Below are 14,853 nucleotides of genomic sequence, written 5' to 3'. Positions count from 1 at the left end.
CGGCGGCCTTTTTGTTGCTTGTGAAGCCCGGCTGGCTTCAGGCCATATGGATCGTCTTGACCTCAAAATAGTTTTCGAGACCTTCCGGGCCGCCTTCGCGGCCGATGCCGGACTGCTTGAAGCCGCCGAACGGGTGGTGGATGTCGACGATCATGCCGTTGACGGTGACGCTGCCGGTCCGCATGCGGCGGGCAAACGCATAGCCACGCTCCGGATCGGAGCTGAAGACCGCGCCGGACAGGCCGTAGGTGCTGTCGTTGGCGATTTTGACCGCTTCCTCATCATCCTTGTAGCTGATGATCGACACGACCGGGCCGAAGATTTCCTCCTGGGCGATCTTCATGTCCATCGTCACGTCGGTAAAGACGGTCGGCTCGATGAAATAACCGCGGTCGAGACCGGCCGGGCGACCGCCGCCGCAGGCAACCGTCGCACCGCCTGCGCGGCCGGCAGCGATATAACCTTCGACGCGGGCAAGCTGGCGGGCCATGGTGAGCGGCCCCATCTGGGTGGTCGGATCCGCCGGGTCGCCGACCTTGATGTTCTTGACCGCGCCGACATAGAGGTCGATGAATTCCTGTTTGCGGGATTCCGGTACCAGGATGCGGGTCAGCGAGAAACAGACCTGGCCGGTGATCGGCATGGAATAGACCATCAGCGCCGGCAGCGCCTTGGCGAAGTCGGCATCGTCGAGAAGCACGGCTGCGGACTTGCCGCCGAGTTCGAGGCTGACGCGGGTCAGGCGATCGGCGCAGGCAGCGGCGATCGTCTTGCCGGCAATGGTCGAGCCGGTGAACGACACCTTGTCGATGCCCTTGTGGCGCACGAGGTAATCGCCGCCTTCACGGCCGGCCGGCACCAGGTTGAAGACGCCCTTCGGAATGCCAGCCTGCTCGATGCATTCGGCAAGCAGATAGGCGTCCAGCGGGGTTTCCGGCGAGGGCTTGGCGACAATCGTGCAGCCGGCGGCAAGCGCTGCCGAGACCTTGTAGTTCAAGAGCACCATCGGCGCGTTCCACGGGGTGATCGCCGCGCAGACGCCGACTGGCTCGCGCACCACGCGGACTTCGCCGCCATCGGCGCGCTTGCGCTGATCGACGAACTCGTCGTTCTCGATCAGGCCGGCATAATAGTTGTAGAGGCCCGGGTTCTGGCCGACCAGCTTCTTGGTCAGGAAAATCGGCGCGCCGACCTGGGTCGTCCAGGCATTGGCGATCTCGTCGAGGCGGGCGGTCAGGAGGTCGGCGACCTTGCGCATGTAACCGGCGCGTTCCTTGAAGGTCATGCGCGGCCACGGGCCGTTGTCGAAGGCGTCGCGGGCGGCGGCAACGGCCCTGTCGATATCGGCGTTGCTGGCTTCCGGATAGCTCATCAGCACTTCTTCGGTCACCGGCGAGATGACGTCGAGCTTGTTGGTGCCGAGTGGCGCGACCCATTCACCGCCGATGAAGAACTTTTCGGGGGTTTTCAGGACCTGTTCGTTTCTGACAGCGACATTCATTTCAGTCTCCTCCTCTGATAGAATGATTTCCAAAAGCCGCGGCCCCTTCATCTTGAGAAGATCCCGCAGGCATGACGACAATTCCTCGCCTTTTTCGCAGCGAACGGCCTTGCAGCCCTGCGCTTCGGCGATCTGCACAAAATCCATGTGGCGGATATCGACGCCGTCGATGCGGCCGGAGCCGCTCCGCTCGGCAATCGCCTTCAGGACCTTGTAGCCGCCATTGTTGAGGATGACGATCATCAGATCGGCATCGTATTCGACGGCAGACCAGATCGACTGGATGGAATAGAGGCTCGATCCGTCGCCGATGACGGCGATGACCGGCTGTTCCGGCTTGGTGAGGGCAGCGCCGACCGAGCCGGGCAGGGCATAACCAAGGCCGCCGCTGGCCGTCGCGAAAAAGCCGCCGGGCCGCTCGATGGGCAAGAAATCGTGCAGCGCGTCGCGAGCGCCTGGGGCTTCCTCGAAGACGATGCTCTCAGGCGAACGGACGCCTGCCAGTGTCTGGTAGAAAAATTCCTGGGTGATGCCCTTTGGCTGTTTCAGGCGCGGAATAGTGCGGGCAGGGCCGCCGGTACGTGGCGCACGGCAGCGCAGGCGGTAGACAAGGCTTTCGGTCGCGGCGCGCAGGTTCGAGACCATGGCGTTGCCGACGATGGCGCTTGCCGCCTGGGCCGGATCGTCGGTGATCAGCCAGAGTTCGGCACCTTGCGGGATGTCCGGGCCGGAGCCCGCGAAATGATAGGTGAAGGCCGGCGCGCCGAGCACCAGCACGAGGTCGGCGTCACCGAGGCAATTGGCGAGCTTCGGCTGGAAGGCCGGCAGGAAACCGGCAAACAGCGGATGGCGTTCGGGAAAGCTGCAGCGGGACGAAAGCGGGCTCACCCAGACTTTCGCCTGCAGGATTTCCGCAAGCCGCACGGTGGCATCCCAGGCATTGTCGATATCGACGCCCGGCCCGACGACCAGCACCGGCTCGCGGGCTTCGTTCAGCCGGCGGGCGAGATCGTCAATTGCGGAGGCGGGCGCGCTGATCACCGTTTCCACATCGCGAATGGCGATCGGGGCTGCCTGCGCCTGCCAGTCGCTGAGCGGCACCGACACCATGACCGGGCCGCGCGGTGCCTGCATCGCCATGTGGTAGGCGCGGGCGATCGCGGCCGGCACGTCTTCGGCGCGGGCGGGTTCGCAGGCCCATTTCACATAGGGTTTCGGAAACTCGGTCGGGCTTTCGGCGAACAGGAACGGGTCGTGCGGCAGCAGCTCGCGGCTCTGCTGGCCGGTGGTGATGATGAGAGGCGCGCGGTTGCGGTAGGCCGTATAGATATTGCCGAGCGCATGGCCGAGGCCGGCGGCCGAATGCAGGTTTACGAATGCCGGCTTGCGGCTCACTTGCGCATAGGCGTCCGCCATCGCGACGACGATCGATTCCTGCAGGCCGAGCACATAGGAAAAGTCTTCCGGCACGTTGACGAACATCGGCAGTTCGGTCGAGCCCGGATTGCCGAAGATCCGGTCGATGCCCTTCTGCCTCAGAAATTCGAAAACCGCCCCGCTTACCGTCTGTCCACGCAGCTTGGTGCTGCCGGATAGGAAATCCAGCGACATCTTGTTCATAGCTTCGAGGCCTCCTCCCGGCCTTCGGGGTTCCTACCCCGAGCGCGTATGTTAGCGGGAGGAAGTGTTGCAGATAGCGCCTTGTCTTGGAATTGAAGAATTTCCAATAATCCATTACACCAGGGCATGACTTTGGATGTGCGGTCGGCTCAAATCGTTCTCGAATGCGCGCGGCGCGGCAGCCTCGGCGCGGCGGCGACTGCGCTCAACATGACGCAGCCGGCGATCACCCGCATGCTGAAGCGCCTGGAGGACAGCTATGGCGTTCCCCTGTTCGAGCGCACGACGCGCGGCGTGGTGCCGACCGTGTTTGGCGATGCGCTGCTCCCCTATGCAAAGCTGGTGGTGTCCGAGATTGGCAACGCGACCGACGTCATCCAGCAGATGCGGGGCGCCAGCCGCGGCGTGGTGCGGATCGGCGGCGTGGCGAGCGTCGTCGGCGGTTTCATCATCGCCGTCATCGGCGAGATGCGCAAACAGCATCCCGAGGTGCAGTACCAGGTCATCGAGGACCTGGAGGACCGGGTGCTGGAAGGGCTGAAGGGCGGCACGATCGACATCGCGATTTCACCGGAGCCCTATCTCGACGACGATATCATCATGGCGACGCCCGATATCATGCACGACACGGTCTCGGTCTTTGCGAGGTCCGATCATCCGATCATCAAACGGGAGCACGTGACGCTCGCGGAAGCGGCCGGGTTCGACTGGGCGATGCCGCCGCCCGGGACGCCGACGGTCAGGGAATGGCAAAGGCGGTTCCACGACAACGCGCTGGAACCGAACGCGCCGTCGATCATCTCCCGCTCGGTGCCGGTCCTGAAGGCCGCGGTGCTTTCGGAAGCGCTCTGCTGCTGGATGCCACTGCCTCTTGTCCGGGAAGAGGTGGAACGGGGCAATATGGCACGCGTCAACGTGCCCGAACTCGACTGGCAACGGACCTTTCGCGTCTACCGCCGCAAGAAGGGCCTGATGACGCCGCCGACGGTCAACCTGCTGCAATGCATCCGCCGCATCAGCGAGACCTGGACGATGTAGCGCAGAATGGCTGGGGCTATCTCTGCTTGGGGAAGGCGTTCCCAGATCAAGCCGTCTTGCCGACCCGCGGCAGCGATGCGAACTCCTTGAGATAGGCCCGCCAGCCGCCGAAGGCCGTAATGTCGAGCGCGCCCTGGAGCGCGAACGGTTCGGCCAGAAACCCCTTGGCCGAGGTGCCGTCCGCGAGCGTGACCGTGCCGATGCCAAGCGGCGGCGGGATCGCCGCGACGAACAGGCCGAAGGCTGCCGGCGTCAGTTTCCAAACTTCGACCTCAATTTCTCCACCTTCGCCTTCGGCGACGCGCACCATGCCGGGTTTCGGCGGTACTGTTCCGGCAAGCGCGTAAAGCCTGTAGGCGGCGGAGGTTTTCGCGACCCGGGAAAAGGTGCCGTCGAGATCGGTAAGCTGATGGTTGAGCGGCATGCCGGAAAGGTGCGCACCGACCACGATGACGTCGATCAGGTCGTCGCTTGCGACGACTGCGGGCGTTTCGGATGGCGCGGGAAGCGGCCAGCCAGTGGCGCCGAGGGTGAGCCCGCTCGCCTGGTGGAGGTCACGGGCCAGTGACGCGGTGAGTCCGTCGCGGCCGGAGGGGGCGAGCAGCGTGACGCTTGCCGGCAGGCCATCGGCACGGGTGCCGGTCGGCACGGCGATGCCGCACATGTCGAGCAGATTGACGAAGTTGGTATAGGTGCCGAGCCGCGAGTTTTCCCGGATCGGCTCCGCTTCCAGATCGGCGACGGTGTAGTGGGTCGGCGCGGTCGGCACGCAGAAGAGGTCGACGGAGGTGATCACCGGCGCCAGCGTTTTCTTCAGGGCCTGCAACGCATAAAGACCCTTGAAGGCGTCGGCTGCGGAGAGCGATTTGGCGCCGCCATAGATTTTTCGCGTTACCGGGTGAAAGCTTTCTTCCCTGGTGTCGAAGAACGACTTTACCGCCGCATAACGCTCGGCCACCCAGGCGCCTTCGTAGAGAAGGTTGGCGACCTTGTAGAAATCGCCGAAAGGCACTTCGACGATCCGATGTCCGAGCCCTGCGAGCATCGATACGGCGTCGCCATAGGCGGCCTCCATCACGGTATCACCGAAGAATTGCAGGTCTGCCCTGGCGGGCACGCCGATCGTCAGCACAGGCGCTGCCGAACCGAATCCGGTCACTGGGGCAACCTTCGAATAGGCGTCCGTCTCGTCGTATTTGGCGGCGACGGAGAAGACCTTCCAGGCGTCGTCCGCGGTCAGTGCGAAGATCGAGACGCAGTCGAGCGTGCGGCAGGCGGGAATGACGCCTGCGGTCGACAGCGCGCCAACGCTCGGCTTGAGCCCGACGATATTGTTGAGGCCGGCCGGGATGCGCCCCGAACCGGCGGTATCGGTGCCTAAAGCGAAGCTGACGATGCCTTGCGCGGTCGCGACCGCCGACCCGGAAGATGAGCCGCCCGGCACGAGCCTCGCGTCGATGGCGTTTTTGGGGATCGGATAGGGCGAGCGTACCCCGACGAGGCCGGTCGCGAACTGGTCGAGATTGGTCTTGCCGATGACGATCGCACCGGCTGCCTTGAGCAGGCCGACCACGGTCGCGTCCGTCTCGGGCATGTAGGCATAGTCCGGGCAGGCGGCGGTGGTCGGTATGCCGACGACGTCGATATTGTCCTTCACCGCGAAGGGAATGCCGAACAACGGTTTTTCGGGATCGAAGGCGCCGAGTTTCGCGGCTTCCGCCAGTACCGTCTCCCTGTCGGCCAGATGGATGAAGATGCCGGGATCATTGACCTCGGCGATGCGTGCGAAAACCGCTTCGACGACTTCCGCGACACTGCCGCCATTCTGGTAGAACGCGTGAAGCGAGGTGATATCGAAGGCTGGTGTCTTTCCCGGCAGGCTCATGCCATTTCCTCTTCCAGTATTGTCACCGGCCGGTCCCACTGGATCAGCACGACGCAGCCGGTATCGCTCCAGACGGAGTGTTCGGTGCCCGGCGCATTGACGATATAGCTGCCGCGGCCGTAATCGCCGGCCTCGTCGGATTGCACGCCCTCGAGCACCAGGATGGTTTCGAGGCCCTCATGGCGGTGGCGGGGAACGCCGGCGCCGGCCTCGTATTTCAGCAGCGCCACACCCGGCTGGTCGCCCTCGAAGGGGCGGATCCAATGGATGGTGACCTCGTCGCGGAAGGGCTCGAATTGCAAGTCTTTCCAGCCGCCTAACGTCAATAGCTCGCGAGTTGATTCAGGCATTGTTTTTCCCCTCTGGCGCGATCCCGTCCAGAATGTCGTCGACATGAGCGGTCCAGCCGACGATCGCGCCCTGAGCGCGGATCATGGCGATGGCCGCCGCCTTGAATTCCGGAAAATAGCTCTCTGTCGCCTCTTCGGCGAGCAGGCATTCGTAACCGCGATCGTTCGCCTCGCGCATCGTCGTCTGGACGCAGACTTCCGTCGTCACGCCGGCGAAGACGAGCTGAGTGATGCCCTTCTCCTTCAGCACGTCCCCCAAGTCAGTGGCGTAGAAGGCGCCCTTGCCGGGCTTTTCGATCACCACTTCGCCGTCGATCGGCGCGAGTTCGGAAATGATCGCCGTGCCGGGTTCGCCTGAAATCAGCACACGACCCATAGGGCCGACATCGCCAATCCTGAGCGTCGGATTGCCGCGGTCGCGCTTGGCGGGCGGCAGGTCGGAAAGGTCCGGCTTGTGGCATTCCATCGTGTGGATGACCGGCAGACCGGCATCGCGAAAACCTTGGATGAGGCGTTTGACGTCCGGGACGATCCTGGTGATACGGCCGACATCGTTGCCGAGGCTGGCGCCAAAACCGCCGGGTTCGGCGAAGTCACGCTGCATGTCGATGACGATGAGCGCCAGTTCCTTGGGTTTCGCCGGGAAGGCAAAGGGTTCTGCCTTGATCTCCATCAGTGATGCCCCGCCATATGGGCGCCGATGACGCCGATATCGGCGGCGCGGATCGGTGTTTCGTAGACCAGCTTGCCTTCCGAGATCACCATGATGCGGTCCGACATTTCCAGCAGCTCGTCGAGATCTTCGGAAAGCAGCAGCACAGCGGTGCCTGAGTTGCGGGCGCGCATGATGCGGGCGCGGATTTCCGCGACGGCTGAGAAATCCAGGCCGAAACAGGGATTGGAGACGATCAGCAGATCGACGTCGCCGGTCAGTTCGCGGGCGAGCACGGCGCGCTGGACGTTGCCGCCGGAAAGGGCTGATATCGGCGAGGACGACGAGGCGGTCTTCACCTTGAAATCGGAAATCAGCGACGAAGCGCGTTTCTTCATCTCGCCCTTGTTCAGCCAGATCGCATCCTTGCCGTCACCCTTCAGATCGAAGGTACGGAAGGCCAGGTTTTCACTAACGGTCATTTTCGGCGCGCAGGCGTTCTGCAGCGGTTCTTCGGGGATGAAGCGGACATTGTTCTTCCGCGTCTCGGGGCGGGTCGCGCCATAGGTCTCGCCGTTGACGGTCACTGTGCCGCGGTCGGTCGGGCGCTGGCCGGCGAGAATTTCGGTGAGTTCCTTCTGGCCGTTGCCGGAAATGCCCGCGATGCCGACGATCTCGCCGGAACGGACGGTCAGGTTGTCGATCTCGATGGTCTTCAGGCCGGAGCGGTCCGGCGCCTTGACTTGCTCGACCTTCAGCACCGATTTCGCTGCGTCCGGCACCGGCAGGCGGCTGTCGAGTTCGGCGAGCTTGACGTCGCCGATCATCATTGCCGCCATGTCGGAGGTGGAGAGTTCGCTGACCTTGCCGGTGCCAACCAGCTTGCCGCGGCGCAGGATCGAGACCGCGTCGGCGAATTTCGTCACCTCGTGGAACTTGTGGCTGATCATCAGCACGGTCAGTTCGCCGCGTTCGGTCATGCCGCGCACGATGCCGAGCATTTCGTCGGCTTCTGCCGGCGTCAAAACCGAGGTCGGTTCGTCGAGCACGAGGAAAGAGCGGCCGAGATAGAGTTGCTTGACGATCTCCAGCTTCTGCTTTTCGCCGGCCGCGAGCTCACTTACCGGCCGTTCGAGCGGGATCTGGAACGGCATGCGCTCCATGAACGCGGCAAGGTCCTTGCGTTCCTTCGCCCAGTTGATCACCGAGGGCACGGAGGTCCGGCTGATCACCAGGTTTTCGGCGCCGGTCAGCGAGGGAACCAGGGTGAAATGCTGGTAGACCATGCCAAGCCCGTAGGTGGCGGCATCCTTGGGCGAGGCGACCGAGACCTCGCGGCCGTCGACCGACAGCGAGCCGGATGTGGCGTGGTAGAAGCCCATGATGCATTTGACCAGCGTCGACTTGCCGGCGCCGTTTTCGCCGAGCAGCGCGTGGAACGAGCCGGCGGGCACGCTGATCGAGACGTTGTCGAGCGCGGTGAACGAGCCGAAGCGCATGGTCATGCCGAGCGTCTCGATGCCGACCGCCTTGCCTGTCTGCGGGAGTGGGGTATCGCGAACGATGCTCACTTCAAGTCTCCTTTTCGACGATAATGGCGACGGGGCCGCCGCCGGGTGGTCCCTGGTGCTCGGCGCCGCCCGAGACGTAGAGGTCGGTGATGCCGAAAACGCCAGCGAGAACGCCGCCGACGAAAGCGCGGGCGTGGCGCGTGCCGGAAATGTCGGAATCGTCCAGCATTGTATGGCGTTTGCCGCCGACCCTGCCGGAAGGGTCCGGTTCGGCCTTGGCGAGAACCGCTGCAAGGCGGCTGTTTTCCGGCAGGCGTTCACGCGCCCGGCGGACTGAATGTGCGTCGATCGCGTTTTCCATGACCGCATGGTCGATCGCGAACGGGCCGGACCATTGGGAGCTCATGCCAAGCACGATGATCTCGTGGTCGATCAGTTCGACGCCGGCCGATGTCGAGGCGCAATTCGAGAAGAGGTCAAAACGGATACCGATATCGGCATCGGCGATTTCCGCTTCGTCGACCTCGCCGAGCGCCACCGCGACGCCGAGCGCGGAGGCGCCGCGCGACAGGCCCATCGACTTCAGCGTGTCGCGGGTCGCGACGGTGGCGCCCGCGGCCTCCGCCTCGGAGATCCGGCGCGACGTCAGCAGCGGGCATTTGATCTGGACGAAATGCACATCCGCCGGGTCGTCGACACCGGCATCCCGCATCGCCGCCCTGACCCCGTCGGCGACGAGCAGAACCTGTTGCCGGCGTCCGAGATGATGGGTGGGCAGAACGGGTGTGCGGGAGGCACCGATTGCGAGCGCTCGTTCGCCGGGCGCTTCCACAGTTTCGCGGGTGAAGATCGTCCAGTGCGGCGAAAGCGCGCCTTCGGTTCCGCCCGACATGACGGTTGGAATCCCATCGACACCATGCCTGTGGAACAGGTCCTCGAAGCTGCGGGTCGCGTATCCACGGCTGAAATCGTTGACGCAGCCGTTGCCTTCGGTCTTGCCGAGCACTGCCACGACGTTCTTCGCCGCAAGGCCGCCCGCAAACAGCGCCTCGACGCCGGCGACATCGTCCGGGCCGTCGGCGGGTATGCGATAAACGTGGGCACGCAGGGAGGACATCAGGGCAGGGCCTTCACGAGCGCATCGGAGTTGGAGACGGCACCGAAGACGCCGCCCTGCATCTTGACCATCTTGATGGCGGCGAGGTGGTTGCCGTAGTCGGTAGCGCCGCAGCAGTCTTCCAGCATCAGGCATTCGAAGCCGCGGTCGTTCGCCTCGCGCATCGTCGTCGAGACGCAGACATCGGTGGTGATGCCGGTCAGCACGATGTTTTCGATGCGCTTCTGGTTGAGGATGAGTTCCAGGTCGGTGGCGCAGAAGGAGCCCTTGCCTGGCTTGTCGATGATGACTTCACCTTCGATTGGATAGAGTTCCGGGATGATGTCCCAGCCGGGCTCGCCGCGCGTGAGGATGCGGCCGCAAGGGCCAGGATCGCCGATTCCCGCGCCGATGCGCTGCGAGCGCCAGCGCTTGTTGGCCGGCAGGTCGGCGAGATCGGGCCTGTGCCCCTCGCGGGTGTGGATGATGTGGTAGCCCTTGGCGCGCATGGCGGCGAGGACGCGTTTGATCGGCTCGATCGGCGCCTGGACCAGGGCTAAGTCGTAACCCATGTGATCGACATAACCGCCCTTGCCGCAGAAATCGGTCTGCATGTCGATGATGATCAGCGCGGTGTTCTGAGGTCTCAGGTCGCCGTTATAGGGCCAGGCATAGGGATCGGCGTCGATATAGCTGAGTGTCTGGCCAGCCAGTGCGGCGGGGGAAAGGCTGTTCATCGGGTCTCTCCAATTCGGTTTGTGGCCTATTTCGTCAGCGACAGCGCGCCCGGCGCGCCGGCCAGCGAGCGGGTGGGCGAGGAGGTGGCGATCAGGATGATGAGGGTGAGCACGTAGGGTGCCGCGTAGAACAGGTAATAACCTTGCGTGACGCCGACCGATTGCAGGGCGGGCCCAAGCGCGCCGGCACCGCCGAACAGCAGAGCGGCAAGGAAGCAGCCGATCGGGTTCCAGCGGGCGAAGATCACCAGCGCCACCGCCATCAGGCCTTGCCCGGAGGAAATGCCTTCGTTCCAGGAGCCGGGGTAGAAGAGCGACAGATAGGCGCCGCCGATCGCTGCCAGCGACCCGCCGGCGGCGGTTGCCAAAAGCCGGACGCGGTCCGGGCTGATGCCCATGGCGCGGGCGGCATCGGTGCTGTCGCCGACGACGCGCAGGATCAAGCCGATACGGGTATTCTTGAAGGCCCAGAACAGGAAGAGGGCGAGTGCGGCGCCGATGAAGAACAGCACGTTGATGTTGAGCGCCGCCTGCACCTGTGGCACCGCCGACCAGCCGCCGAGCGGGATGGAGGGCAGTTTCGGCGCCACCGGCTGGATGAAGGACTTGCCGAGGAAGAAGGCGAGACCCAGGCCGAACTGCATCATGGCGATGCCGATGGCGATATCGTTGACCTTGGGCCATTTGCAGATCCAGCCGTGGATCGTGCCGAACATGGCGCCGGTCGCCATCGCCGCCAGCACGCCCAAGGTCGGCGAACCGGTCATCACCGCCACCGCATAGGCCGTCATGGCACCGAAGACGAGCGTGCCTTCAAGCCCGAGATTGATCCGGCCGGAGCGCTCGGTGATCGTCTCTCCGAGCGAGACGAAGATGAACGGGGTGGAGACGCGGATGGCGCCTGCGAAGATCGCCAGCGGCACCCCCCAGAGGCCGATACCTGTGTCTTCCATCGGTCAGCTCCTTTTCCAGAGGTCGGGATTGAAGATCTTGAAGCGGCCGTAAAAGGTCTCGCAGAAGAGGATGACGATGAAGAGCGTGCCCTGCAGCACCAGCACAGTGGCGTCCGGAAGCCCCATGCGTCGCTGGATCAGGCCGCCCGAGGCGGAGATGCCGCCGAGCAGGATGGCGACCGGAATGATCGCCAGCGGATTGTGGCGAGCGAGGAAGGCGACGAGGATGCCGGTATAGCCGTAGCCGGCAGCAAGCGAGGCGTTGGCGCTGCCCTGCACCGCCGCGACTTCGATCATGCCTGCGAGGCCGGCAAAACCGCCGGCAATCGCGGTGAAGCCGACGATCAGCTTGCCGACCGGCAGACCCTGGATCTGCGCCGCACGGACGTTGCCGCCGGCGATGCGCGCCGCAAAACCGTAGCTGGTGATCTCGATCAGCACCCAGGAGAGGACGCAGGCGACGACGCCGATGACGAGGCCCCAATGGACGTCCATGCCGGGGATCTGGCCGAGCATGTAGTCCTTCGGCAGAGGTTTGGTGGAGGGCTTGTTGAGGCTCGCCGGATCGCGCAGCAGCCCTTCGACGAACTGGTTCATCAGGGCAATCGCGATATAGGCCAGCAGCAGCGAGGAAATCGTTTCGTTGACGCCGCGATAGTGGCGCAGGAAACCGGCAAAGCCGATCCAGATGCCGCCGACGACCATGGCGGCAAAGCTCATGAAGACGAAGAGCACGATCGGCGGCACGATGCCGACGAAGGGCATGGCGCTGGCCGCCGCCGCGACGCCGCCGAGGACGACCGCGCCTTCCGCGCCGATGATGACGAGGCCGAGGCGTGCCGGCAGCGCCACGCAGAGCGCGGTCAGCAGCAGCGGTGCGGCGCGGGAAAGGCTGTTCTGGATCGAGAACCAGCTTCCGAAACCGCCTGTGTACATGAGCTGGAAGAGGGTGAGCGGCGACTTGCCGACCGCCAGGATGAAGAGGGAGAAAAGCGCCAGGCCGATCAGGATCGCCACCAGCCCGATCGCCACGGGCTCAGCCCGTCGCGCCAGCCATTCGAGGAGGGGGCGCAGCGAAGCTCCGCTCCCCGTTGCTATCGATAGTCCCGGATCGTTCGCTTCGACCGTCATGGCGCTTCTCCTTCACCTCGAGATCAGGACGTGGACCCGACGACGCCCTCGACCAGGTAACCCATGCTTTCGAGTTCGATCGCATCCTCGGCGAAGGCGGTGCCGGCGGTGACGACGACATTGCCCTTGTTGTCCTTGATCGGGCCCTTGAAGACCGAGAACTTGCCGGACATGATCTCGGCAAGCGTCGCCTCGAACTTCTTGCGGCCTTCGGCCGAGACAGCCGGTCCGAGCGGGCTCATCTTGACGAAGCCATCCTTCAGGCCGCCGCGGACGAAATTGCCGAGCTTGCCGCCGCTCTGGGCCGCCTTGATGAAATTGGTATAGACATTGCCCCAGGCCCATTCGGCGCCGGTCAGGTATTTGTCCTTGGCAAGCGCGCTCTGGTCCGCATGGTAACCGCAGACGAAGGCGCCGCGACGGGCGGCGGTTTCGACGACGACTTTCGGGCTGTCCACATGGCAGGTGATGACGTCGGCACCCTGGTCGACCAGCGCGTTGGTGGCTTCGGCCTCCTTGACGGCGAGCGACCATTCGCCGGTGAAGATCACCTGGCAGGTGATCGTCGGATCGACCGAACGGGCGCCGAGCAGGAAGGAATTGATGTTCTGGACCACCTGCGGGATGGGCTTGGCGGCCACGAAGCCGATCTTCTTGCTCTTGGTCGCGTAAGCCGCGGCAATGCCGTTCAAATACTGACCCTGGCCGATATAGCCGAAATAGGAGCCGGTATTCATCGGGTTCTTGCCCTCCTGCCAGAGGCCGCCGCAATGGCGGAACTGCATCTTCGGATATTTCGCAGCCATGGCCAGCATGTGGGGGTCGAAATAACCGAAGGAGGTCGGGAAGAGCAGGGTGGCGCCGTCGAGGTTGATCATCGATTCCATGGTCTTCTGGACGTCGACGGTTTCCGGAACGTTTTCCTCTTCGACGAGCGTGATCCCCGGCATCTTCTTGATGACGGCCGCACCCTCGGCATGCGCCTGGTTGTAACCATAGTCGTCCTTGGGGCCGACATAGATGAAGCCGACGGTGAGCGCGGTCTGCGCCATGGCCTGCGAGCCGAACAGGCCGGGCACGGTGCCGGCGGCCAGGCCGGCAGCGGAAGCCTGGAGAAAGTTGCGGCGGTTCATGGGAAGGAGTTTGGTCATCGGCATGCTCCTTGCGGCTCTGGGCCGGTTTCGAACGGGTACGGTAAAGTGCATGCAATGTGCGTGCCAGAACTCAAGTCACTGTTATTGAACAGCAGTTTTACGATCCAAAACTCTGAAAAGAAAAGTGCATACAGATTCATCGCATTTTCGCTTAAGAAATAATCAATAGTTATTATTTGTTCAGCAATCCGCCGGAGGGGCAATACGGCAATCGCCGGTGGTGCCTTTCCGACATCGGAAAGCTGAAAATTAACGCGACGTTGGCGGCGTTATTTGACTTATCAGGCCCGGAACGGCATCTGTATGCAAATTGTAAGGTCAAGTAGAATCGTCCCGTGAAGCAGGCCAGGCGCAGAGAAGTCATCCGTACCGGAACCACCGTCGAGCAGATGGTGCGGGCGATTGCCGATATGATCGTCACCGGCGCCCTCCTGCCGGGTGAGAAGCTCGACGAGATCTCGCTCGCTTCACGCTTCGAGGTGTCCCGTACGCCGGTGCGCGAGGCCCTGCGCGAGCTCGGTGCCATGGGCCTTGTCGGGCGCGAGCCGAACCGCAGCGCCGTCGTCACCAACGTGACCGGGACCTATCTGCATTCGATGTTCGAGGCGATGGCCGAGCTCGAAGGTATTTGCGCCCGGCTGTCGGCGGAGCGGATGACAGTGGACGAGCGGCGCGCATTGGAGCTCGAACATCGCGGCTCGATGCGGCTGGTGCATGCCGGCGCCGAAGAAGAGTATGCGGCGCACAATACCGAATTCCACACCCGGCTTTATCGCGGCGCCCATAACGACCATGTCTTCGAGATGGTAACCCAGACGCGGGCGCGGCTCGCACCTTTTCGGCGGGCACAGTTCCGCCTACCGGGGCGCCTTGCGAAATCCTACGAGGAGCACGACCAGATCGTCACCGCCATCATCCGCGCCGATACGGTCGCGGCAGGGCAGGCGGCCTATTCGCATGTGGCGATCGTCAGCGACGCCAGCGCGGTGTTTGCAACGGCTGGGGAATAGGCTGCCGGCCAACACCACAGCCCCCTTTTTTCAAGCACTTTTGGCCGCACGGATGAAAATCCGGCGGTTCCGTTTGGGCGGGAATGGGGCAGGCGGGGTATTTTGGGTATTGGGTATTCAGGCTTTCCACCTGCCCCGGCCGTTTTTGCGTTTCCGGGGATTGTCAGGCCCCTTGAACCGCTTCCTCGACCATCACCGGAAACCGGACCTTGCGA

At 63.7% G+C, this 14,853-nt stretch carries 12 protein-coding genes; 2 read left to right on the top strand and 10 right to left on the bottom strand.

Annotated elements, in window-relative coordinates; genetic code table 11:
- Positions 1-37 precede the first annotated feature (37 nt).
- A complete protein-coding gene (mdlC, locus tag ACZ9IU_RS13345; RefSeq protein WP_197569346.1) occupies positions 38-3,121 on the bottom strand; it encodes a benzoylformate decarboxylase in 3,084 nt (1,027 codons plus the stop codon).
- Positions 3,122-3,259: 138 nt separating this feature from the next.
- On the opposite strand from mdlC, the gene ACZ9IU_RS13340 reads away from it, so the two are divergent.
- Entirely contained in the window at positions 3,260-4,159 is a 900-nt protein-coding gene (locus ACZ9IU_RS13340; protein WP_162182334.1) for a LysR family transcriptional regulator, read from the top strand.
- Positions 4,160-4,205: 46 nt separating this feature from the next.
- Here ACZ9IU_RS13340 and atzF read toward each other — a convergent pair whose 3' ends face one another.
- From atzF to ACZ9IU_RS13295, 9 genes are read right to left on the bottom strand one after another with little or no spacing between them, the layout of a single operon-like run.
- Positions 4,206-6,044, bottom strand: a complete 1,839-nt coding sequence (gene atzF / locus ACZ9IU_RS13335; protein ID WP_157885142.1) for an allophanate hydrolase — start codon at positions 6,042-6,044, stop codon at positions 4,206-4,208.
- Complete coding sequence (locus tag ACZ9IU_RS13330) at positions 6,041-6,394, bottom strand: cupin domain-containing protein (RefSeq protein WP_037083300.1); 354 nt, start codon at positions 6,392-6,394, stop codon at positions 6,041-6,043. Before ACZ9IU_RS13330 ends, atzF begins: the two co-directional genes overlap by 4 nt.
- Positions 6,387-7,070 carry a cysteine hydrolase family protein gene (locus tag ACZ9IU_RS13325; RefSeq protein ID WP_038543660.1) on the bottom strand — a complete coding sequence of 228 codons (684 nt, stop codon included), beginning with the start codon at positions 7,068-7,070 and terminating at the stop codon, positions 6,387-6,389. The genes ACZ9IU_RS13330 and ACZ9IU_RS13325 overlap by 8 nt, the downstream gene beginning before the upstream one ends.
- Positions 7,067-8,617, bottom strand: a complete 1,551-nt coding sequence (locus ACZ9IU_RS13320) for an ABC transporter ATP-binding protein (RefSeq protein WP_038543658.1) — start codon at positions 8,615-8,617, stop codon at positions 7,067-7,069. The genes ACZ9IU_RS13325 and ACZ9IU_RS13320 overlap by 4 nt, the downstream gene beginning before the upstream one ends.
- Before the next feature lies 1 nt (position 8,618).
- On the bottom strand, positions 8,619-9,674 hold the full coding sequence (atzD, locus tag ACZ9IU_RS13315; RefSeq protein WP_038543656.1) for a cyanuric acid amidohydrolase: 1,056 nt from the start codon (positions 9,672-9,674) through the stop codon (positions 8,619-8,621).
- Positions 9,674-10,390, bottom strand: a complete 717-nt coding sequence (gene biuH / locus ACZ9IU_RS13310) for a biuret amidohydrolase (protein ID WP_051899743.1) — start codon at positions 10,388-10,390, stop codon at positions 9,674-9,676. The genes atzD and biuH overlap by 1 nt, the downstream gene beginning before the upstream one ends.
- A gap of 26 nt (positions 10,391-10,416) precedes the next feature.
- A complete protein-coding gene (locus ACZ9IU_RS13305; RefSeq protein ID WP_038543654.1) occupies positions 10,417-11,343 on the bottom strand; it encodes an ABC transporter permease in 927 nt (308 codons plus the stop codon).
- Between the two features lie 3 nt (positions 11,344-11,346).
- Complete coding sequence (locus ACZ9IU_RS13300; protein ID WP_038543652.1) at positions 11,347-12,474, bottom strand: ABC transporter permease; 1,128 nt, start codon at positions 12,472-12,474, stop codon at positions 11,347-11,349.
- A gap of 23 nt (positions 12,475-12,497) precedes the next feature.
- Positions 12,498-13,625, bottom strand: coding sequence for a BMP family ABC transporter substrate-binding protein (locus ACZ9IU_RS13295; protein WP_038543650.1), 1,128 nt, complete (start codon positions 13,623-13,625; stop codon positions 12,498-12,500).
- A 338-nt stretch (positions 13,626-13,963) separates the two neighbouring features.
- On the opposite strand from ACZ9IU_RS13295, the gene ACZ9IU_RS13290 reads away from it, so the two are divergent.
- Positions 13,964-14,638, top strand: a complete 675-nt coding sequence (locus tag ACZ9IU_RS13290) for a GntR family transcriptional regulator (protein WP_038543647.1) — start codon at positions 13,964-13,966, stop codon at positions 14,636-14,638.
- Positions 14,639-14,853 lie beyond the last annotated feature (215 nt).

Source organism: Mesorhizobium sp. USDA 4132 (assembly GCF_056279545.1).
The sequence above is the reverse complement of the archived record's forward strand: the minus strand, read 5'-3'. Positions and strand labels throughout refer to the sequence as shown.

Coding starts and splice junctions, on each gene's coding strand:
- mdlC (WP_197569346.1), bottom strand. CDS start 3,121: ATGAACAAGATGTCGCTGGATTTCCTATCCGGCAGCACCAAGCTGCGT.
- atzF (WP_157885142.1), bottom strand. CDS start 6,044: ATGAGCCTGCCGGGAAAGACACCAGCCTTCGATATCACCTCGCTTCAC.
- ACZ9IU_RS13330 (WP_037083300.1), bottom strand. CDS start 6,394: ATGCCTGAATCAACTCGCGAGCTATTGACGTTAGGCGGCTGGAAAGAC.
- atzD (WP_038543656.1), bottom strand. CDS start 9,674: ATGTCCTCCCTGCGTGCCCACGTTTATCGCATACCCGCCGACGGCCCG.
- biuH (WP_051899743.1), bottom strand. CDS start 10,390: ATGAACAGCCTTTCCCCCGCCGCACTGGCTGGCCAGACACTCAGCTAT.
- ACZ9IU_RS13305 (WP_038543654.1), bottom strand. CDS start 11,343: ATGGAAGACACAGGTATCGGCCTCTGGGGGGTGCCGCTGGCGATCTTC.
- ACZ9IU_RS13300 (WP_038543652.1), bottom strand. CDS start 12,474: ATGACGGTCGAAGCGAACGATCCGGGACTATCGATAGCAACGGGGAGC.
- ACZ9IU_RS13295 (WP_038543650.1), bottom strand. CDS start 13,625: ATGACCAAACTCCTTCCCATGAACCGCCGCAACTTTCTCCAGGCTTCC.